General features: G+C 40.0%; 14 protein-coding genes. 11 read left to right on the top strand and 3 right to left on the bottom strand.

The window, feature by feature from the left end; all coding sequences use genetic code 11:
- Window positions 1-2,479 precede the first annotated feature (2,479 nt).
- Complete coding sequence (locus QNM18_RS16800) at window positions 2,480-3,835, top strand: class II 3-deoxy-7-phosphoheptulonate synthase (RefSeq protein ID WP_284137871.1); 1,356 nt, start codon at window positions 2,480-2,482, stop codon at window positions 3,833-3,835.
- A 25-nt stretch (window positions 3,836-3,860) separates the two neighbouring features.
- Here the strand turns inward: QNM18_RS16800 and ppsR are convergent, their stop codons facing one another.
- On the bottom strand, window positions 3,861-4,670 hold the full coding sequence (ppsR, locus tag QNM18_RS16795; RefSeq protein ID WP_211008858.1) for a posphoenolpyruvate synthetase regulatory kinase/phosphorylase PpsR: 810 nt from the start codon (window positions 4,668-4,670) through the stop codon (window positions 3,861-3,863).
- Window positions 4,671-4,811: 141 nt separating this feature from the next.
- Here ppsR and ppsA point away from each other — a divergent pair, with 141 nt between their 5' ends.
- Window positions 4,812-7,187, top strand: a complete 2,376-nt coding sequence (gene ppsA / locus QNM18_RS16790; protein WP_284137870.1) for a phosphoenolpyruvate synthase — start codon at window positions 4,812-4,814, stop codon at window positions 7,185-7,187.
- A gap of 321 nt (window positions 7,188-7,508) precedes the next feature.
- On the opposite strand, the gene nosR is transcribed toward ppsA, so the two are convergent.
- Entirely contained in the window at window positions 7,509-8,810 is a 1,302-nt protein-coding gene (gene nosR, locus QNM18_RS16785; RefSeq protein WP_284137869.1) for a response regulator c-di-GMP phosphodiesterase, NosR family, read from the bottom strand.
- 95 nt (window positions 8,811-8,905) lie between these two features.
- Here nosR and QNM18_RS16780 point away from each other — a divergent pair, with 95 nt between their 5' ends.
- From QNM18_RS16780 to QNM18_RS16740, 9 genes are all read left to right on the top strand, one after another.
- A complete protein-coding gene (locus QNM18_RS16780) occupies window positions 8,906-9,964 on the top strand; it encodes a response regulator transcription factor (protein WP_284137868.1) in 1,059 nt (352 codons plus the stop codon).
- The gene (locus QNM18_RS16775; protein ID WP_284137867.1) at window positions 9,961-10,500 is read left to right on the top strand and encodes a heme NO-binding domain-containing protein; all 540 of its coding nucleotides are present in this window, start codon (window positions 9,961-9,963) and stop codon (window positions 10,498-10,500) included. The genes QNM18_RS16780 and QNM18_RS16775 overlap by 4 nt, the downstream gene beginning before the upstream one ends.
- Before the next feature lie 2 nt (window positions 10,501-10,502).
- On the top strand, window positions 10,503-11,453 hold the full coding sequence (locus QNM18_RS16770) for a sensor histidine kinase (protein WP_211008853.1): 951 nt from the start codon (window positions 10,503-10,505) through the stop codon (window positions 11,451-11,453).
- A gap of 499 nt (window positions 11,454-11,952) precedes the next feature.
- Window positions 11,953-15,081, top strand: coding sequence for a glycosyl hydrolase family 18 protein (locus QNM18_RS16765; RefSeq protein WP_284137866.1), 3,129 nt, complete (start codon window positions 11,953-11,955; stop codon window positions 15,079-15,081).
- Window positions 15,082-15,161: 80 nt separating this feature from the next.
- Entirely contained in the window at window positions 15,162-16,595 is a 1,434-nt protein-coding gene (locus tag QNM18_RS16760) for a lytic polysaccharide monooxygenase (RefSeq protein WP_211008851.1), read from the top strand.
- Between the two features lie 68 nt (window positions 16,596-16,663).
- A complete protein-coding gene (locus QNM18_RS16755; RefSeq protein WP_284137865.1) occupies window positions 16,664-19,123 on the top strand; it encodes a glycosyl hydrolase family 18 protein in 2,460 nt (819 codons plus the stop codon).
- A gap of 148 nt (window positions 19,124-19,271) precedes the next feature.
- Window positions 19,272-20,030: a substrate-binding periplasmic protein gene (locus QNM18_RS16750; protein ID WP_284137864.1), complete on the top strand. Its 759-nt coding sequence runs from the start codon at window positions 19,272-19,274 to the stop codon at window positions 20,028-20,030.
- Between the two features lie 9 nt (window positions 20,031-20,039).
- Window positions 20,040-20,453 (top strand): hypothetical protein, encoded by a 414-nt coding sequence (locus tag QNM18_RS16745; protein WP_211008849.1) that lies wholly within the window; start codon window positions 20,040-20,042, stop codon window positions 20,451-20,453.
- Window positions 20,454-20,455: 2 nt separating this feature from the next.
- Window positions 20,456-21,640, top strand: a complete 1,185-nt coding sequence (locus tag QNM18_RS16740) for an anhydro-N-acetylmuramic acid kinase (RefSeq protein ID WP_284137863.1) — start codon at window positions 20,456-20,458, stop codon at window positions 21,638-21,640.
- Here QNM18_RS16740 and QNM18_RS16735 read toward each other — a convergent pair.
- Complete coding sequence (locus tag QNM18_RS16735; protein ID WP_284137862.1) at window positions 21,629-22,123, bottom strand: hypothetical protein; 495 nt, start codon at window positions 22,121-22,123, stop codon at window positions 21,629-21,631. The two genes, QNM18_RS16740 and QNM18_RS16735, sit on opposite strands and share 12 nt — an antisense overlap.
- Window positions 22,124-22,144: the final 21 nt, after the last annotated feature.

Genomic DNA, 22,144 nt, shown 5'->3' with positions numbered 1-22,144 from the left:
AGAAATCGGAGTATCAGAAATCGGAGTATCAGAAATCGGAGTATCAGAAATCGGAGTATCAGAAATCGGAGTATCAGAAATCGGAGTATCAGAAATCGGAGTATCAGAAATCGGAGTATCAGAAATCGGAGTATCAGAGAACACATCATGCTATTGATGACTTAGTTTTTGTTAAAATTAGAAAATTGAATATCTAAATTTTGACAGATAGATAAGTTGTATTCTTTGGAAAAGATATTTCAAACTCAAAAACTTTTAAAAATTAGTATTTTGGAGATAATGTCAGTAACTAATCGTTGGCAGGAATGGCATTTATTAACGATTATGTATGATGTGTTCCTTTATATAATAGTTAATTTTTTTTTCTTTATCAACTTTGTTTGCTCCCTGACTTAAATCAACATATATAGGTGTTTTATAGAAATACAGGTTTTTGGGCTCGAATCTGATGAGACTAATTCTGCGAAGTTAGTCCGATTATTGCAAACTAGATTAGACACCTTCTAATAGCATCAATTTTGAAAGCGTTATTATCAATAATTATCTAGCCGTGTTGTTATTGTTGTTCTAGTGAACTAAGTAAAGTTTGTTCGGTCTTTAATTTCGGAAAGCGTTTTTAAAGTTATAAAGTCAAAAGTTAACAAGAAGTTTAGTTCAGAAGTTTAGTTCAGAAGTTTAGTTCAGAAGTTTAGTTCAGAAGTTTAGTTCAGAAGTTTAGTTCAGAAGTTTAGGTAAGAAGTTTAGTTCAGAAGTTTAGTTCAGAAGTTTAGTTCAGAAGTTTAGTTCAGAAGTTTAGTTCAGAAGTTTAGTTCAGAAGTTTAGTTCAGAAGTTTAGTTCAGAAGTTTAGTTCAGAAGTTTAGGTAAGAAGTTTAGTTCAGAAGTTTAGGTAAGAAGTTTAGGTAAGAAGTTTAGTTCAGAAGTTTAGGTAAGAAGTTTAGTTCAGAAGTTTAGGTAAGAAGTTTAGTTCAGAAGTTTAGGTAAGAAGTTTAGGTAAGAATTTAACATAATGCATGTTGTATAAAATTAACGCCCAAAATGCTTTTATAAAGAACCAAATTTTCACTAGGAAGAACGTTGTTTTGATGATGGCTTATAAATTAATTTAGCATTTTTATGTGGATTTAGGTTATCTTTACATAGTATGATGTGTTCCTATAATTCTGGCAGTTAAATTTACTTAAATCAAGTGTTTCGGGCTTTTATGAGCTGTAGTTAAAACTTTTATTTAGAACAACAGGTTTTATGAACACATATGACTTTGTCATTCCGCGTAGCAAAAATAGGAGACAGAAAACACAGTGAGTGCGAAGCCTTATTTATATCATAACTAAAAATCGGCGTGATAATTAAAAACATAACTTTCAGTGATACTTTACTGAATATAATGACATACCTAAAATTGCTCCAATCCAGCTTGTATAACAAGCTATTGAACCTAAGCAATTGCTAAAAACAGAAACGATAGATTTTTTGTGAGTTCAGTTTTTGGAACAGGCACAATGTCTATCAAAGAAGAACCATATTTAAGCTATCATTTGTTGGAATCCTTAAAAACAGACTTCTTGGCCCGAGTAAGCACTCACTTATGTCGCTGGTTTCTGTCTATACTTTAGACAAAAAATTATGATGCATAAACGCTATCGAGTAGACAATCGGGAAACATCATTTTCATTAATTTTTCTTAATTACCGAGATTGGACCAATTGCACTTGTCGTGATAGTGGCCATTCAGACTAGTTGTTTACAAAGTCGTATTGATCGTTGATTTTGTAAAGGTAAGCAGGTATGCCTATTTTGACTTTTAAATTCAATACTTATTCTTTATTTAACTATGGTTCATTGATGAGCTTATCTATACCAAAGGTCCAGTTATGAATCCAGGCTTTCTTGTTAGGGGCGTGTTATGGTTTATATAAGACTTAGGCCATTTGTAGGCTTGTCAATTCTTCTAACTTTCATCACCACGACTGGTTAGTTTTAAAAGCGTCTTTGTCTATTAATATATTATGTTAAAAAGCTTTCAAATATATAAAAACAAAGGTGGAACTGCTAGGGAAATTAAAATAATCTATTCCAAGGTATCCACCTATTGCTAGTACAAATATAACCCCCTGAACTGAGCGCTTTTCTTTAATTAAGATCGATTATAGATAAGTGCAATTAATGGAGTTATGCGAAAATCATCGAATAGTTTTTTGTTATAACTTCAAAACTCGCAATTAAACATAAGAGTACTATTAAATTTGCACTACTTTTGGTTGCTATAATTTAGTTACACTCAGGTGTTGCTATGAATTCAAATCGATAAAGTATGATGTGTTCTTAGAATAGGCATGGTTCATGGATTATGACTATGGTTCAAAAATGAACCTATCACTTTTGAATTATAAAATTATTCGATATTTCACTAATTTGTGCTTGAAGCCAACCGTCCTATACGTTAACGTGCATGGTGAGGTAACTAATGAGGAATGAGAAATGAAACCTTGGAGTCCAGACAGTTGGAGAGACTTTCCAATAGTCCAACAACCTGAATATCCCGACAAAAAATTGCTGACAAACGTAGAGTCTGAGTTAAATGCCGCGCCTCCACTTGTTTTTGCTGAAGAAACAAGAAGCTTGTATAAGAACTTAGCAGATGTATGTAACGGAAAAGCATTTTTATTACAGGGTGGAGATTGTGCGGAGTCATTTTCTGACTTTAGCGCAACAAATATAAGAGACACATTTAAGACTCTGCTACAAATGGCAGTCGTTTTGACCTACGGTGGTAAATGCCCAGTCGTAAAAATTGCACGAATGGCCGGACAATATGCAAAGCCGCGCTCTTCAGATTATGAAACAATAAACGGTGTTTCATTGCCATCTTACCGTGGCGACATTATAAATAATTTTGAGTTTACTGAAGACGCTAGGATCCCTGATCCAAACAGACTTATGAAAGCGTACCACCATAGTGCATCAACATTAAACTTATTGAGAGCTTTTGCTCAAGGTGGTTTAGCTGATTTACACCAAGTAAGTCGTTGGAATATGAGCTTTGTTGCAGCTAATCCTCTCAAAGATAAATTCCAACAAATGGCAAACCGAATTCAAGACGCTCTTGAATTCATGGAAGTTTGTGGCATTGACGCTTCTGTGGCACCTAGCCTTAAAGAGACCCACTTGTACACATCCCATGAAGCATTACTTCTAGGCTATGAACAAGCGCTTACCAGAAGAGACCACTTGTCAGGGGATTGGTACGACTGTTCGGCTCATTTTGTTTGGATAGGTGAAAGAACTAGACAGCTAGATCATGCGCACATTGAATTCTTTAGAGGAATTAAGAATCCGATTGGTGTGAAAGTTGGTCCTGGTATGGATCCCGACGAGTTGATCAGACTTATCGATGCATTAAACCCAGATAATATTCCAGGTAGGCTAACGCTTATTACACGTATGGGTGCTGATGTATTACCAGAAAAGCTCCCGAATTTGGTTCGCAAAGTTAAAAGTGAAGGTCGCAATGTCGTTTGGTCTTCCGATCCAATGCATGGCAACACTGAAAAAGCGAGTACTGGCTACAAGACGAGAAGCTTCAATAATATATTGCGAGAGATTAGCCAATTTTTCGCGGTACATAAATCAGAAGGCACGTACCCTGGTGGCGTTCATTTAGAAATGACTGGGCAACACGTTACTGAGTGTATTGGTGGTGCATATGGCCTATCAGATGAAGATCTTGCTCAAAGGTACAGAACTCAATGTGACCCAAGACTCAATGCTGACCAAGTATTAGAGCTAGGTTTCTTAGTTGCAGACTTACTCAAAGATGCAAGAGATAGAGTTTAATAAAAAGCCGCGTTAAGCGGCTTTTTTAATATTTGTTTCGTGATAATCCGGCCTCAGCTATTATCTTCGCTGATATTTCCTCTACTGAAAACTTTGTAGAATTTAGAAATGGTGTTTTATGCTTCTTAAACAACATCTCAACTTCCCTTACTTCAATTCTGCACTGTCTTAGAGAGGCATATTTAGAGTTGGCCATTCTTTCTTGTCTGATAGAAGCTAATCTTTCTGGGTCAATTGTTAAACCAAATAGTTTGTTCTTATGATCAATAAGAAATCGAGGAAAATTACCCTTCTCTAGATCATCTTCGGTGATAGGGTAGTTTGCTGCTTTGATCCCGTACTGTAGCGCAAGATAAAGGCTAGCAGGGGTTTTACCACTTCGACTGACCCCCACCAAAATAATATCTGCTTCATCATAATCTTTTATATTTGCACCGTCGTCATTTGCAAGTGCGTAATTTACCGCTGAAATCCGGAAATCATAAGTCTTTTCATGGATACTATGAGTTCTATGTACCTTAGGTACAGGTTTGACTTTTAACTCTCGCTTCACTATTTCACTCGCGTAAGACAAAAAGTCATAACAAACACCTTTAGAGGACAAAATAATATCGGACAATTCTGGATTTACGAATGTAAAAAACACTAACGGTGGTTCTCCACTTGAATCCGCCAATTTATCAATAGTGGCTTTTACTGCTTGCGCTTTTTCCACAGATTCTATGAACGGTAGTGTTTTATGATCAAACTCTACAGGGAACATCGATAAAGTCGCATGCCCAAAAACTTCTGCTGTAATGGCAGTGCCATCTGATATATAAAAAGCTGTTCTCATCTTAACCTTTTCATTACTTTTTTAGTATTTTTTCAAGTCTTGGTTTACGTAGCTATACTTACCGTTGTAGAATGCCTTCGACCTAAAGGAAGGTCAATTAATCTCTCACATTTATTACAATTTGTTTTTGGAGACAGTTCCGTGCAAGACTACGTTCTCTGGTATCAAGAATTGGGTATGCAAGACGTACCTCGAGTTGGTGGTAAAAACGCTTCTCTAGGTGAAATGATATCTAACCTTGCTAACGCTGGTGTACAAGTGCCTGGTGGTTTCGCAACCACGGCAGAAGCTTTTAATGAATTCCTTGAGCAGTCAGGGCTAAACGAAAAAATTCACACCATTTTAGACACCCTAGACGTTGAAGACGTCAACGAGTTGGCAAAAGTAGGTAGCCAAATCAGACAATGGGTAATCGACACTCCTTTCCAACCAGAATTAGACAACGCAATCCGCGAAGCATATTCAACCCTCCATGGCGATCAAAGCAATGACGTTTCATTTGCTGTAAGATCTTCTGCGACAGCTGAAGATATGCCTGACGCTTCATTTGCGGGACAACAAGAAACTTTCTTAAACGTACGTGGTATTGATGCAGTAATGGTCGCTATCAAGCACGTGTTCGCATCTCTTTTCAATGACCGTGCAATTTCATATCGTGTACACCAAGGCTATGACCACAGGGGTGTTGCGCTTTCTGCCGGTATTCAGAGAATGGTCCGTTCAGACAAAGCATCTTCTGGTGTCATGTTCTCGATCGACACTGAATCAGGTTTTGAAGATGTTGTATTCGTTACATCAAGTTACGGTCTTGGTGAAATGGTCGTTCAAGGAGCTGTAAACCCAGACGAATTTTATGTTCATAAGCCAACTTTAGCAAACAATAAGCCTGCTGTTGTGCGTAGAAATATTGGTTCCAAAGCGATCCAAATGATTTACTCGTCTGACGAATCTCATGGCAAGCAAGTTGAAATTGTGGATATGGATCCTGCACTTTCAAATAAATTTTCTATCACAGATGAAGAAGTGCAAGAGCTGGCCAAGCAAGCTGTAATCATTGAAAAACACTACGGCAGACCAATGGATATCGAGTGGGCCAAAGATGGTAATGATGGCAAGTTGTACATTGTTCAAGCTCGCCCAGAAACAGTACGTTCAAACGAAGATTCAAATGTAATGGAGCGTTTCCAGCTTCAAGAAAAATCTGAGATTGTATGTGAAGGCAGAGCGATTGGTCACAAAATCGGCACTGGTGTAGTAAGAGTATTATCATCTATTGATGAAATGGACAAAGTACAGCAAGGCGATGTACTGGTTACAGACATGACTGACCCTGACTGGGAACCAATCATGAAACGCGCTTCTGCTATTGTTACAAACCGCGGTGGAAGAACATGCCACGCTGCAATTATTGCTCGCGAGCTTGGTATTCCTGCAGTTGTAGGTTGCGGAAATGCAACTGACACAATTAAGCACGGAGACGCAGTAACAGTGTCCTGCGCCGAAGGTGATACAGGATACATTTATCAAGGTCAGTTAAAGTACGAAGTAATTTCATCTCGTATTGATTCAATGCCTGACTTACCTTTGAAAATCATGATGAATGTGGGTAACCCAGATCGTGCATTTGACTTTGCTAAGTTACCTCACGCGGGTATTGGCTTAGCGCGTCTAGAGTTTATCATTAACAGAATGATCGGCGTTCATCCAAAAGCACTTATTAACTTTGATACTCAATCGCAAGAACTTAAGTCCGAAATCGAAGATATTATTGCTGGTTATGAGTCACCAGTAGAGTTCTACATTGCAAAATTGGTTGAAGGTATTTCTACATTAGGCGCTGCGTTCGCACCAGAAAAAGTTATCGTTCGTATGTCAGACTTTAAGTCAAACGAATACGCTAACTTGATCGGTGGCCAACAGTATGAGCCGGAAGAAGAAAATCCGATGATAGGCTTCCGTGGTGCATCTCGTTATATCTCAGAAGATTTCAGAGAGTGTTTTGCTCTTGAATGCGAAGCTATCAAACGCGTCCGTAATGAAATGGGCCTAACAAATGTTGAAATCATGATTCCATTTGTTAGAACGTTAGAAGAAGCAGCGAAAGTTATCGAGCTTCTAGAAGAGCACGGCTTAAAACGTGGCGAGAATGGTTTGCGTGTCATTATGATGTGTGAGCTACCTTCAAACGCATTATTAGCAGACGAATTTTTAGAGTATTTTGATGGCTTCTCAATTGGTTCAAATGACCTTACTCAGTTAACTCTTGGTTTGGACAGAGACTCAGGCCTTATCGCGCATCTGTTCGATGAAAGAAACCCCGCAATCAAAAAGTTACTGTCGATGGCTATAAAAACAGCCAAAGAAAAAGGTAAATACGTCGGTATTTGTGGACAGGGTCCATCGGATCATGAAGACTTCGCCGCTTGGTTAGTAGAGCAGGGTATTGACACCGTATCTCTTAACCCTGACACAGTATTAGAAACTTGGTTGTATTTAGCTGAAAAGTTCAACAAATAAGTATTCTCACACTGCGCCTAGATATCTAGGCGCAGTTTTCTAAACACTTCAACACTTCAACACTTCAACACTTCAACACTTCAACACTTCAACACTTCAACACTTCAACACTTCAACACTTCAACACTTCAACACTTCAACACTTCAACACTCTATCGTGTGATGATCTGCGATTTAATTATTCCACGATAAAATTAACGGTGCTAAGCCTAGCATATGTATGATGTGTTCTCACAGTGTTGAACGCATGAACTGTCCAATTATCACGATCTAGATTACTAATGAAGATTCTTAATAGCTAATTTAACATAACTAATATCATTAATTATCGACTACCATTATGCGAAAAGGGTTCGGTTTTTGTAACTCTAGTTGCTGCAACTTAGATATAGAATTGTCTGAGAAAACATGGCCTTTGGGCAATAGCATAATTCCTTGCGCATTGTGCATCGCTAGACCGAGCTCCATTCCTGGCTTAAGTTGCTGCGCTGTTAAAATGCTCATACTACCTACTTTATCAGTCTCTTCCTGATCTTTTGACAGCACGCTTAATAGAGATTCAACCACTTTAGGGTGATAAAAACTGCCACTGTACATTTTGATTATCTCTAAAGCATTTTCTTTGCGCTCGCCCATAGGTCTTTGACTTTGATACATGTGCTCCATGTAATCTCGAGCAACTGCGAGTACTTGAGCACCTATGGGGATCTCTTTGCCTTTTAAACCTTTTGGCACGCCTTGACCATTGTACTTTTCAAACTGACTATAAATAGCTTCGGCAACATCGCTCAAATGCTGAGCTGGCATCAGCATTAGTTGAGCAGTTGAAGGGTGGGTTAAAAATAGCTTCTTCTTTTCGCTGTCTAATTCGTGGAATGGCTTTGCATATAAACTAGGATCCATTGCCAACAAGCCGACTTGTGAAAGATACCCGGACATACGCACCATATCGGCTATTTCGGCGCTTAGTGATAAGCCTTTTGCTACCTGATAACACAATTTAGCGATATTCTTTGCTTTGTCAGCGTCCAAGTGGGGGTTCGCATTGATAAAATTATAAAGTAGCTCAACCGTGCTTCTATGTTCTTTTTTTTCGTTTTCGTTCGCCGCTTCAAGCTGTTTAAGTACTTGTCTTATTTGAGAGGTTCGCTTTTCTACCAGGTTTTCTAAGTTGGTATTTAGTTCTTTAAGTTCTTCGTTTTGAGACTGAATTTTTTTCTGCAGCGCATCATTTTGTTTTTTAAGCTTTGTAAGCTCAGCAGCCTTGTTTATCTCCCGTACTAATTGTTCATTGTTCCAAGGCTTTTGCAGATAACCGTGTATTCCACCACTGTTAATTGCATTGATGGTATCTTGTATATCTGAGTAACCGGTGAGTAGTATTCTTCTCGCGTCCGGTGAGATAGCTTTAGCATGAGTTAAGAATTCAGCCCCATCCATATTTGGCATTCTCATATCGGAAATAATCACATCAAAATCAATTTCACGAACACGATCGAGTGCTTCATTCCCGGATTGAAAAAGCTCTGCTTTTATTCCATTTTGTCTCAATAACCTACCTAGTGACTTCAATACACTTTCTTCATCATCAAGACAAAGTACAACAATCGGCTCATCATTCATTTATTAAATGTGCTCCTACTCACCATTATTGATTTGTTATTAGTTTTAAAATTAGACTAAACTTTAATAAGAAACAACAAAATAGGCACACTTTGATGAAAATAAAATCGACGAATGTGTTGATATTAGATGACGACAAATTGATCCTTCGGGCACTCTCTAAATCATTGTCTCGCGTACTTGGAATAGATAACGTAGTAACGCTAAATGACGCCACATTGGTCGACCATTATTTGACTAACTCAGAAGTCGAATTCAATTTGTTTATCACTGACTTTCAAATGCCTTTTTTAAACGGCGTGGACGTACTAAAAATTGTGCAACAGCACAGCCCCAAAACAATTAGAGTATTGATGTCTGGTGATTTAGAACATTTACAAACTAATTCTAAAAATATACCGGCTAACTTATTTCTTCCAAAGCCTTTCTCAATCGGTGACATTAAACATTTGGGCAACCTTTTAGTCCAAATTGGCAAAGTGCACTTTGAAGAAGAATCGCAAATTCAATTGGGGCTTATCCCTTATATTCCAGTACCAGATGAGAAAACATGCTCAGAAATTATTAGCAATGGTTCCACCGGCAATCACCAACTAGATAAATTAAATGAGACTGTTTGCTTCGACACTAAAGCTTCGCAACTTAGCAGCAAATGTCTCGAGATTACTTACAAGTTAATCCATATTCTTGAAGCCATAACAGATCAACTGATCGACACTGTTGGTTTGAATAAGATAAGGGCTGCGTTTCAGCACTACTACGATTGGGCTGCGCGTTCTTATAGATTCGCAATTCACAACGCCGTTCACCAAGAGGATGCTGAAGATATCTTCCATATAGTGTTAAGCTATGTTTTAAATCACATATTTCGTGATTACCTTCACGAAATTTCGATGAAAACATACGAAATTCAATTATTAGATCGCTTTGCTATTATTTGGGGAGTCGACCCAACCATCGTTGAAAAGAGGCGTACTATACTTAATGCTTCCGACTTGTCGTCCAATGACCTCATCAGTTCGGTTTCATTAAATTGCCTCGACAGCAAAAAAGCTCAAGACATATTCGGGTCTGATAACGTTGACATCCAATCTCTGACTAGGTATTTGGACGGTTCGAAACAAGAAAATAAAATCAAAGAGAGTATATTATGAAAGGTGTGATTTTCCGCTGCTTGGAAGAACTTGTTATCGAAACAAAAGGAATGGATTTGTGGGAAGAACTTTTAGAGCAGCATTGCCCCAGTGATAGAGTCTATATTAGTGCACAGTCTTATCCGGACGAAGAGCTTGTCGCTTTAGCTACAAGCGTTTCAAAAACTCTAAACTTGAGCATGCCGGAGACATTAAAAGCGTTCGGGACTTACTTGTTTTCGTTTCTAGCAAAAAAACATACTTCAATCGTTAACGAGTTTCATAGTTTCGAGGACCTTATACTGTCCATAGACAAGGTGATCCACAGTGAGGTTCAAAAACTGTATGATGAGCCAAATTTACCAGTGATTGACGCAAGTGTATTGGACTCAGAAACAATCAAGTTAATATATAATTCGCCTCGGCAGCTTTGTTTTTGCGCTGAGGGTTTAATTTATGGTTGTGCCCAGCATTTTAATGAAAGTGTTGATATACAACAAACAACTTGTAGCCATCACGGTGATTCAATGTGTACTTTCATTATAAAACACGGCTAGCTATGCAAAATTATTACAAAGCGTACATGAGAGAGAAGCAAGCACGAGATAAATTAGAAGAGTTGCTAGAGGAAAAAACAACAAAGTTATATGCACTTAATGTAGAACTTGAGAAAAAGTTAGAACTATTAGAACGTCAACAAGTCGCTGTAGTACAGTCAGAAAAAATGGCGACCTTAGGTACGCTTTCAGCTGGCGTCGCACATGAAATAAACAACCCTCTAGCGTACCTTACTTGTAACATAGACACACTCGCTGTCTACTCAAAAGATATGAATGACTATTTGTCCCTAACAAGCAAATATATAAAGGATGAAGTTTCCCGAGACGAGTTTTTTGAGCAATTTCATAAGCTACAAAAAACTACAGACATTGCAGAATTAATCGAGGACCTTAGCGATATTTCTCAAGATTGCAAAGAAGGGTGTGAGCGGATCAGCGCAATAGTAAAAAACTTACTCGACTTTGCCAAACCTAAAAGCGACAGTTTATTAGAGTTTGAGGTTTCTGACGTCATTGAGCACGCTACACAATTGTTAGAGAACAAACTTAAGCTCCTGCAGCTTGATGTAACTTGCGAGCAAAACCTACTACTAAAAGGCAGTAAACCCAATTTAACCCAAGCGTTGATCAACACTCTAGTTAATGCGGCCCAGTCATGCGCTAAAGTAAAAAACGCTGATCCGTCGTTTCGAGGAACAATCCAAATATCCGCCTACAAGTCAAATGATAAAGCCATTATCAGAATAAAGGATAACGGCGCAGGCTTAGAAGAAGCTGATATAAATCGCGTATTCGACCCATTTTATTCAACGAAACCATTAGGAGAGGGGACTGGAATGGGCTTAGCTGTGGTATATGGCATCATTTCAAATCACCATGGTACGGTATCAATCAGCAACAATCCTGATTCTGGTGTAACTCTTAACCTTGAATTACCGCTGACTATTTAGCCTAAGCCCCTGTCTACAAAAGCCTATTTATAGTTAGACATTAGACATAAGTCTAATGTCATTCACTTAACATTCAACCAAGTATTTTGAAAGTCCCTGCGCAAAGTCAATTTCACGAAGATTTAATGATTAATTTATATAACCAATAAATATAATATATAACCATTTTAAATTTACGTGCACGTAAACTTTCGCATAACTTTTTTTAATGCGAAAGTTTACATTTAGACCTACTTCAGACACAGATATTAATTAACCAACTGTTATATATGCAATAGTATAAGATTTTACCTAAAAAAGAGATGAATTGGATTCATACGTTGGTTTTCAGTGCGAAAATTAATTTATTTCATATAGCCACTTTAAAAGCAGTACATAAGTATTAACAACCAGAAAAAGATGCTCATTATTTAACCACAGCAACATTGACGTGTTTAATTTCTATGTTAGCTTTATTTAACAAATGTTAATCACAATTAATGTAAAGGTTGGTGATAAAATGAAAATGAGAAATCATATTATAAATGCGCTCAAGTTGAGCTCGATAGCAATTGCAATTAGCACAACGTATGCACATGCTTATGACTGTACTGGATTAGCCGATTGGCAAAGTGGATCTACTTACGTAGGCGGTAATCAAGTCGTTCAAAACAACGCTGCCTATGAAGCAAAATGGTGGACACGATCAGAGCCAGCATCACATTCAGGCCCAAATCAGGAGTGGAAAAAGCTTGGCGATTGCGCCGGTTCAGGTGTAAATAAGCCTCCGGTAATCAGTCAGTTAAAACCAATCGACGGTTCTGAATTTAACCAAAATGACAGCGTTGCCATTAGCGTAAATGCAGTTGACGTTGACGGAAACGTTAACCGAGTTGAGTTCTATGTTGATAACGCACTGATTGCGACTGACTCAACTGGTACAGCTGATGTATTCGACACAAACTGGACCGCGGGCCAACCAGGCCAGTACCAAATAAGCGCAAAAGCATTTGATGACAAGAACGAAGCATCAAATGTTTTGACAAACCTGCTAACGGTTAAAACGGCGACGCCAGTCAACGAAGCGCCCGTTGCAACACTTGATATCAAATCTAAACCAGTTGAGCTAGTGGTAGGTAGTCAGGTAGTTTTCTCACTTTCAGGGACTGACGCTGATGGAACATTAACCAAACTAAGTTTTGCTGTTAATGGAACTGAAGTATTAGCCACAAACGGTACAGCTTCAGACCATACTTGGGTAGCCGAAGCTGATGGAACTTACAACTTCACTTTAACTGTGACTGATAATGACAACGCTGTTACGAGTGTTACCACTCAGCTTCAGGTAGGTGCTCAAGTTCCGGGCGATAGAGATGCATGTAAGCCAGACGGTCTGTACCAAACTCCGGGCGTAAATACACCTTACTGTACAATTTACGACGCCAATGGTCGCGAACTGATGGGACCGGATCATCCTCGCCGTGTAATTGGTTACTTCACGAGTTGGAGAAACGGTGCAAACGGCCAACCATCATATCTTGTTAATGACATCCCTTGGGATAAAATTACTCACATCAACTACGCATTTGCCCATGTCGATGCAGGTAATAAAGTATCAATTGGCGATCCAAATGCAGCAGGAAATCCAGCTACCAACATGGAATGGCCAGGCGTAGCAGGTGCTGAATTAGACCCAACACTACCGTACAAAGGCCACTTTAACCTACTTAACAAATACAAAAAGCAATACCCTGATGTTAAAACGCTAATCAGTGTTGGTGGGTGGGCTGAAACCGGCGGTTTCTTCGGGCCAGACGGCAAGCGTGTTAACAGCGGTGGTTTCTACACTATGACTACTAACGCTGACGGCTCTGTTAACAATGCAGGTATTGAGACGTTTGTTGCCAGTTCTGTTGAGTTTATCCGCAAGTATGGATTTGACGGTGTTGATATCGACTATGAATATCCTTCTTCAATGAAAGACTCTGGCCACCCAGATGATTTCCCAATTTCGAATGCAAGAAGAGCTGGCCTAAATGCATCTTACCAAGTATTAATGAAGCGTCTTCGTGAAGAACTTGATAAAGCAGGTCAGCAAGACGGCGTTCACTACATGCTAACAATTGCATCGCCATCTTCTGGGTATTTGTTACGCGGTATGGAAACTTTCCAAACAACTAAGTACCTAGATTACGTAAACATCATGTCTTATGACTTACACGGTGCTTGGAACTCACACGTTGGTCACAATGCGGCGCTATACGATACAGGTGAAGATTCAGAGCTTAAAGCATGGGATGTGTATGGCACCAAAGAATTTGAAGGCATTGGCTACTTAAACACTGATTGGGCTGTTAAATACTTCCAAGGTGGTTTGTCAGCTGGACGTATTAACATTGGTATTCCTTACTATACTCGCGGATTCCAAAACGTTCAGGGCGGTACAAATGGCCTATGGGGACAAGCTCCGCTACCGAATCAGGCCGACTGTCCTCCAGGTACAGGTTCTGGTGAAAAGAACAAATGTGGCAATGGCGCGATAGGCATTGACAACCTTTGGCATGACAAGAACGATGTAGGTCTAGAAGTACCCGCGGGTTCAAACCCTCTATGGCATGCAAAGAATTTACAAAACGGAGTTGTGCCTAGCTACCTAGCTGCATACGGATTAACACCGGATACGGATCCTGCGGACCAGTTAACTGGTACATATGCTCGCCACTATGACTCGGTAGCAGTTGCACCTTGGCTATGGAATGCACAAAAGAACGTCTTTATTTCAATTGAAGACGAAGAGTCCATGGGTACAAAAGTTGATTACGTTATTAACCAAGGCTTAGGCGGCATCATGTTCTGGGAGCTAGCTGGTGACTTTGATTATGACGCAGCTAAAGGCGAATATTTCATGGGTTCGAGCATGACAACACTTGCATATGACAAGTTTAAGCAGTCAGGCTCACAATATGATATTCACAGAGGCGATATAGCATTCCAAGTACCAACTGAGCAGGTTGATGTTTCATTCGAAGCTAAAAGCTTCCCTGTTGGCGACGACAATTACCCAATAGCACCGACATTTGCGTTTACCAACAATTCGAATATTGACCTCTCTGGCGCAAAAATATCATTCGATGTGCCGGTGTCAACGTCTGCAATATTTAAGTCTAATTGGAACGCCCAAGAAAAACTTAAAATGGCAGTAGACGTAAACAACTCCAACGCGGCAGGTAACAATATCGGTGGTTTTGACAATGATTTCCACAGATTCTCAATTACATTAGTGAACGAGTGGGGTAATACGCCTAAATCATTTGCGCCAGGAGAAACTATCAATGCACAAGTGATGTATTACATGCCGGTAACAGGCCCAGTTAACTTCACTGCTGAAAAAGATGGCAAGCGTTACGCATTTAAGTTTGAACATCCTACGCTACCAGCTGCAAAACCAGGTGATGGTAACGGTGGCCCAATCACTCACTGTGAAGGTACACCTATTGCGGATATCGTAGTTTACCCTACATTCCCACGTCAAACCCATGCCGGAGCAGGTGATTTAATCATCGATGGAAAAGGCGTATACAAGGCGAAATGGTGGAGTAATAAACAACCATCTACGAGCTCAGACTACCAAAAAGTCTGCTCGCTTTAACTAAAAGTCGGTGGAGGGCGACCTCCACCATCCATTTGAGTACTTAACAAAAACAACATGTAGTCAATAAGGTGAGCGAAATGAAAACTATAAAAGGAAAGGTACTAACCTCTGTTTCTGTCGCATGCACAGCGTATTTGTCATTGCATTCTGTGAACGTTGCAGCACACGGCTTTATGGATCATCCAAAAGCTAGACAATCCATATGTGAAGCCCAAGGCGGTTATTGGTGGCCGGATGACGGCTCAAATATTCCGAACCTTGCTTGTCGAGCGGCGTTTTTAGAATCAGGTTATGTACAGTTTGTTCAAGAACATGAATTCGCCTCTCTAATCGCTGACTACAATAATCAAGCAGCCGTAGAAGCCGCAGTGCCTAACGGAACACTTTGTGCTGCTGGCTCAAATGAAAAACGAGGTATGAACCTACCTCACACAGACTGGCAAACAACAGACATCAAACCAAATGCAAACGGAGATGTTGCTGTACGATTTCGTGCCACGACACCTCACAACCCAAGTTTTTGGAAGTTTTATCTAACTAAGCCAACCTACAACCCAACTACAGATCTTTTAAACTGGACTGACCTAGATCTAATCACTGAAGTTGGCAACATAAATTTTGTTACGGACCCTGACGGTAAAAAATTCTACGAAATGACTGTTAACATTCCACAAGATAGAAGTGGCAGAGCAGTATTGTACACACGTTGGCAACGCAACGACGTCGCGGGAGAAGGATTTTACAATTGCTCTGATATAAATATCGTGTCAGACACGCAACCAGTAAATTGGTATTCCGCTGGCTATTTCATCAAACAAGGACAAGATGCCAATGCCGGAGATACAGTATGGGCACGTATTTTTGATGCAAATGGGCAAGAAATAGTTAAACAATCTCTAAAAATAACAACGACGAACGCCGCAAATTGGCAAACAGATTTAGCAACCACGCTTAACACAAATTACGCGACTGATGTGCAGGTTGGCGTTAAGGATGCGGCAGGCAATGTAAACTTCGACCAAAACAACTTACTTAGTAATGAAGTTTATGTGGCTGATGCAGCACATACATATAACTTAACAATCCAAGTTAAGCAGCCAAATACGCCACCAACAGTACATAAACCAGACCCTATCGTTATGAATGAGCTCACTGAAACACAGCTTCATGTTCATGCTTTTGACGAACACACGATGGATTTGACATACACCTGGGACGTGCCTAGCGGCCTGACATATACAGGAACTGGCGCAACCATAACACTCAAAGCGTCTGATGTCGCAGCGGATACAAACTATACGATAAATATCAGCGTCTCGGATGGAGAGCTTTCATCAACGACTACAGCAGACATCACAGTTAAAGATGTCGTTAGTGCGCTAAAGCCTTGGAGTAAATCCAAAACTTATGTAGCAGGCGACAAGGTGAGTCACAAAGGTGTTGATTACGAAGCTAAATGGTGGAACAGAGGTGAAGAGCCTGGCACCACGCAAGTTTGGAAAAAGATTTAAACAGATGTAAAGGTCACTCCAATTTATTGGGGTTTGGATATAACATGTAAAATAAGGTTGAGATAGTAATGAAAATTAATAATTTAACTGCAGCTATAGGACTGGCTCTAATGTCTACTGGGCTCATGGCAGCGCCTTCAGCACCACAGATCAGCTGGGAACCACAAACTTACTCTTTTGTAGACGTAAATCTAGAGGGTAACGGTTCATATAAACAGATTGTACAAGCTAAGGATGTGGTCACAGTAAACATTAAGTGGAATTCATGGAGCGGTACTGGCGGCGATAGTTACAAAGTCTATTTTGATAATCAAGTTGTAAACCAAGGCTCGTTGGCAGCTGGCACCAAAGGCGGGACAGTTACTTTCCCTTACACTAAATCAGGTCGTCATACGCTTTATCTAGAAATATGTGATGCGACAGGTTGTGCAAAAAGTGCAGGGAAGCCAATTGTGATTGCTGATACTGATGGTGGTCACTTACAGCCATTGACAATGGATGTAGATCCAAATAATGCCAATAACGGTACTATTCCAGGTATGGTTACAGGTGCGTATTTTGTTGAGTGGGGTATTTATGGTCGTGACTTCGACGTATCAAATATTCCAGCACACAACTTATCTCACTTGCTTTATGGTTTTATTCCAATTTGTGGCGCTAATGAATCTTTAAAAGAAATTGAGAACGGAAACAGCTGGCGCGCCTTGCAAAAAGCATGTGCTGATTCACAAGATTATGAAGTAGTAATTCACGATCCGTGGGCTGCGGTACAAAAGACACTTCCAGGTACGGATAACAATGATCCTATCCGTGGTACATATGCTCAGCTAATGGCCCTTAAACAACGTTATCCAGACCTTAAAATCCTACCTTCAGTGGGTGGTTGGACACTTTCGGACCCGTTCCATGGCTTTACTACTAAAGCGAATAGGGACACTTTCGTTGCTTCAATGAAGCAGTTCCTTAAAACTTGGAAATTCTACGACGGTGTAGACATTGACTGGGAATTCCCAGGTGGCGATGGTCCAAACCCAGGTCTAGGCGATCCAGTCAATGACGGCCCTGCATATATCGCATTAATGCAAGAACTTAGAGTAATGTTGGACGAGTTGGAAGCAGAAACGGGCCGTAAATACGAGCTGACTTCTGCGATTGGTTCAGGTTATGACAAAATTGAAGACGTAGACTACCAAGTTGCTCAACAGTACATGGACTATATCTTCGCTATGACCTATGACTTTTACGGCGGCTGGAACAATGTAACAGGACACCAAACTGCTCTTTACTGCGGTTCACATCTAAGCCAAGGCGAATGTGACGGCACTGGATTAGATGACAACGGCGAGCCTAGAAAAGGTCCTGCCTATACACTTGATAATGCTGTTAAGGCGCTACTAGCACAAGGTGTAAACTCGAAAAAAATCGTTGTTGGTGCCGCTATGTATGGCCGTGGCTGGGATGGAGTACTAGATTCAAATACGACAATTCCAGGTAACCCAATGACTGCGCCAGGTAACGGAAAATACTCAGGCTCAACCAGTGAAGGTGTATGGGAAGCGGGCATCATGGACTATAAAGCCATTGCTAAAAACCTAGTTGGCGGCGGGAATGGCATTAACGGGTTCACAGTTGGATACGATGAGCAAGCTGAAGCGGCATGGGTGTGGAATAAGTCGAAAGGAAAACTACTTACTTACGATAGTCCTCGTTCAGTTCTTGCAAAAGGCCAGTACGTTAACCTTCATAATTTAGGCGGCCTATTCGCTTGGGAAATCGATGCGGATAATGGCGACATCCTAAACGCTATGTATGACGGCTTAACTGGTGGCATGCCAGTAAACAGAGCGCCAGTTGTAAACGTTGACGCGAACCTGACATTAAATTCAGGTCAAGCGACTAACTTAACCGTTAATGCAACTGACCCAGAAGGACAAGCGTTAACTTATGCTTGGTCAGCTCAAGGCTTAACATTAACAGGTGCAAACACTGCAACAGTGGGTATTACTGCACCAACAGTAACTACTGATACAACTTATCAATTGAAGATTGTTGTGACAGACGACCAAAATGCCGCGACTGAAAAGACAGTTTCGGTACTTGTTAAGGCAGAAGTGCCAGCTGGTGCTCCCGTCGTACAGCCTATTAGTAACGCGACAGTTGAAGAAACCAAATCAGTGAACGTATCGGTTGTTGCAACTGATCCGAACAATGATCCTCTAACGTACACTTGGAGTGTTCCTGCTAGCTTAACTGTAGTTGGTCAAGGTTCTTCAGTATCTCTAACCGCAGGCGAAGTAGCACAAGATACTAAGGTCACTGTGACTGTTGATGTATCAGATGGCACATATACAACTTCATCTTCGTTTGACGTAACTATCAAAAACGTAGATGTAGGTGCGGCTCCATGGGATGCAAACACTGTATATGTTGGCGGTGATAAAGTTTCACACAATGGCGCATTATATCAAGCTAAATGGTGGACTAGAGGTGAGGAACCTGGCAAAGCGCAGGTTTGGAAAGCGCTTTAATGAATCTTCATTATCGGGTTGATATTGATGACGGTGTCATCAATTGACCTAAGGATAGGCCAACCTCAAAAAACAAAGGTGCGAAGCACCTTTGTTTTTTTCTACAAATAAATCATAATAAATTTATAATTCCACCCAGAAAAAGAATGTGAAACGACTAATACTTACACTTATTTTTATAACAAACTTCGCACATTCTGCCCCCAACTGTAAGTCAGAAAAAAAAATCGGAATTGGCGGCAATTGGCCTCCCTACATCACATATAAAGATGATGTACCAAACGGTGTAGATATCGCTATCACAAAACTTGTATTTGCAGAAGCAAAACTATGCATTCAGTTTTTGCGTTTGCCCAGTTCAGCTAGGGGTCTAGTCGAACTCTACAAAGGATTTGTCGACGTTCTTCCCTCAGCTAGTTTTAACATTGAAAGAGCGCAAAATGCCCACTTTACCATACCGTATAGGCGAGAAAGAATGCGCCTATTTACGAGGTTAGACTTACCACCTGTTAAAAGCCTGACAGAGTTGTTTGCCGAAGAGTACACATTTGTTACTAACCCCGGTGCATACTACGGTGAAGAACTTAAACAAATTTTACAAATTGCCTGGTATCGACAGCGTTTAGTTGAAGTTTCTAGTGCATCTAGGAGAATGGAACTCGTAAATAAAAAACGAATCGATTTTCTAATTGAAGATGAATATAGCGGCTATTACTATATTAACAGGCTGGGATACGACGGGTTAAGGTTACACTCATATATCGTCAATGATAATGCAATACACTTTATGCTCAGCCGAACAAACTTCTCAAAAAAAGAAATACAAGCAGTTAATGATGCTATTCGCAGGTTAGAGCCAGAAATAAACAATATTCTAAAAGAAGCACAGCCCAAGGGGTTTCGCTAGGAGGTATATTTGAACTATTTAACCATATTCGGTCTTCTCATAATTTCCTTATCATCTTCAGCGGAAGAAAAACCTTATACGATGGATAGCTACTTGCCGCCTATAAATGTTTATGAGTTTTATCGAGAAGATAAAATAAGACCGCAAAAAAGCGATTTTAAAATTAAAAGTACTATCGCAATGTCAAACGAGGATGGAAACCGAGCCGTACTTGTTAGCATTGAAAACCTTTCTTCAGGGCGAAGAATACTAGAACCAGAACAAATAGTTGTCATGTATGCTAACGGTGATGTCACAAAACTTAGCTCATTACCAAAAAAAATTACTGTTGATGGCGGCGCCAGCGTAAACATGACCATAGAGCTAGGTTACAATATTTACCCCATTATATCAGTTTTAACTTCTAATAATCTCAAGCAGTAATTATGAACCCCTACATAGACAAACTATATAACCTAGCTACAAAATCAGAACGTATTATTATTGGTCTAATGAGCGGAACGTCATTAGACGGTTTGGACATCGCAGTATGCAAAATCTCAGGTCACGGTAGGGACACTTATTGCGAGGTATCTCACTTCGCAACTATAGCGTACGACAAAGCGACTAAATCGAAAATTTTGAATGTGTTTGCAAAAGAGCAAGTAGACCTAAAATACCTTACATTGCTTAACCCTTGGATAGGGGAGCTGCATGCAAAGTGCATCAACGAGCAACTGCAAAGTTGGAACATAGACAGCAAAGACATCGATTTGATTGCAAGTCACGGACAGACAATATACCACTGTCCAAACAGCTTTCATGAATACCATGATTTTAACAATGCAACTTTGCAAATAGGTGATGGCGATCACATCGCGGTAAATACAGGGATAATTACGCTCTCTGATTTTAGGCAAAAACATATTGCGGCGGGCTATGAAGGTGCCCCCTTAGCCCAATATGGAGATTACTGCCTGTTTGCTCATGAAAAACGGCACACATTACTATTGAATATAGGCGGCATCGCGAACTTTACTTTGATCAAAAAAAGTAGCCTAGGTAACGATTTGATCTGTTCAGATATTGGCCCAGGTAATACCATTATGGACCAGTATGTTCGAAAACACCTCAATCTAGAATATGATGAAGACGGCCGTTTTGCTGCCTCAGGAAGAGTAAGTGAACCATTACTACAAGCACTATTAGAGTTGGATTTTGTTAGCCAACCCATGCCTAAAACAACTGGTCCCGAATTATTTAACTTGTCTTTAATCGAAAGTACTTTAGATGCTTTGGGTCTCGGTCAACTTGCCCATCAGGATGTACTGGCCACATTAAACAAGTTTACTGCGCTATGTATCGTAAAACACATTGAAATACTAGGCATAGATTCTGAATTAGACATACTTGTAAGTGGTGGTGGGGCATATAACGCTTTTTTGATAACGAGCATTAGAAACTTGCTAGTATCGGACATAAATATCACTATTGTGGATCAAAACGGTATTTGTGCAGAATCTAAAGAGGCTGTGTTATTTGCTATTTTAGCGAATGAAGCTGTTATGAATGGGGATCGGAATACAGACAGTTCCAGCTTAACAATGGGCAAAATATCACTACCTTTGTAGCGCCAACCCATTCAAAACGTCATTTTTTAGTTCAGATAGCTTAGTAGATAAAGTCTTGAAAAACGGTTGATTACTTTTTGATGACTGCTCTACTGTGTCTTTTCCATGCAGTGGATGCGTAAGTTCTACTTGCGCGTCTACTATATTTTTAACGCCGCCGGTATCACCAATTAAACTAAGCTGTGTCATGTAGCTTCCAGCTTGCCCACTACCTTGCAAGATCAACTCGACAGATCCGCGCATAATATCCATATCATCCAGCTGTAACCTACCACTAAAGTTCACATATCTAGCATCTAAGTGTGTCGCAGTAATAATTAACTTGTTACCGCTGACCGCGTCACTAGGTAACAAACAATCAAGAACAAGCTCTTCACCTTGCGTATCAAATACGATTTCATCTAGCGCAGACGCCTTACCAATTGGAAACAGGGGATCTGTGTGTGTATAAAGTTCAAATTGAATGGTTCTAGTATTAGGCATTAGTGAGTACTGAAAAATTAA

The organism is Pseudoalteromonas obscura (genome assembly GCF_030135505.1).
In the GTDB taxonomy this organism is placed as follows: domain Bacteria; phylum Pseudomonadota; class Gammaproteobacteria; order Enterobacterales; family Alteromonadaceae; genus Pseudoalteromonas; species Pseudoalteromonas obscura.
The sequence above is the reverse complement of the archived record's forward strand: the minus strand, read 5'-3'. Positions and strand labels throughout refer to the sequence as shown.

Coding starts and splice junctions, on each gene's coding strand:
- QNM18_RS16800 (WP_284137871.1), top strand. CDS start 2,480: ATGAAACCTTGGAGTCCAGACAGTTGGAGAGACTTTCCAATAGTCCAA.
- ppsR (WP_211008858.1), bottom strand. CDS start 4,670: ATGAGAACAGCTTTTTATATATCAGATGGCACTGCCATTACAGCAGAA.
- nosR (WP_284137869.1), bottom strand. CDS start 8,810: ATGAATGATGAGCCGATTGTTGTACTTTGTCTTGATGATGAAGAAAGT.
- QNM18_RS16780 (WP_284137868.1), top strand. CDS start 8,906: ATGAAAATAAAATCGACGAATGTGTTGATATTAGATGACGACAAATTG.
- QNM18_RS16775 (WP_284137867.1), top strand. CDS start 9,961: ATGAAAGGTGTGATTTTCCGCTGCTTGGAAGAACTTGTTATCGAAACA.
- QNM18_RS16770 (WP_211008853.1), top strand. CDS start 10,503: ATGCAAAATTATTACAAAGCGTACATGAGAGAGAAGCAAGCACGAGAT.
- QNM18_RS16765 (WP_284137866.1), top strand. CDS start 11,953: ATGAAAATGAGAAATCATATTATAAATGCGCTCAAGTTGAGCTCGATA.
- QNM18_RS16760 (WP_211008851.1), top strand. CDS start 15,162: ATGAAAACTATAAAAGGAAAGGTACTAACCTCTGTTTCTGTCGCATGC.
- QNM18_RS16755 (WP_284137865.1), top strand. CDS start 16,664: ATGAAAATTAATAATTTAACTGCAGCTATAGGACTGGCTCTAATGTCT.
- QNM18_RS16740 (WP_284137863.1), top strand. CDS start 20,456: ATGAACCCCTACATAGACAAACTATATAACCTAGCTACAAAATCAGAA.
- QNM18_RS16735 (WP_284137862.1), bottom strand. CDS start 22,123: ATGCCTAATACTAGAACCATTCAATTTGAACTTTATACACACACAGAT.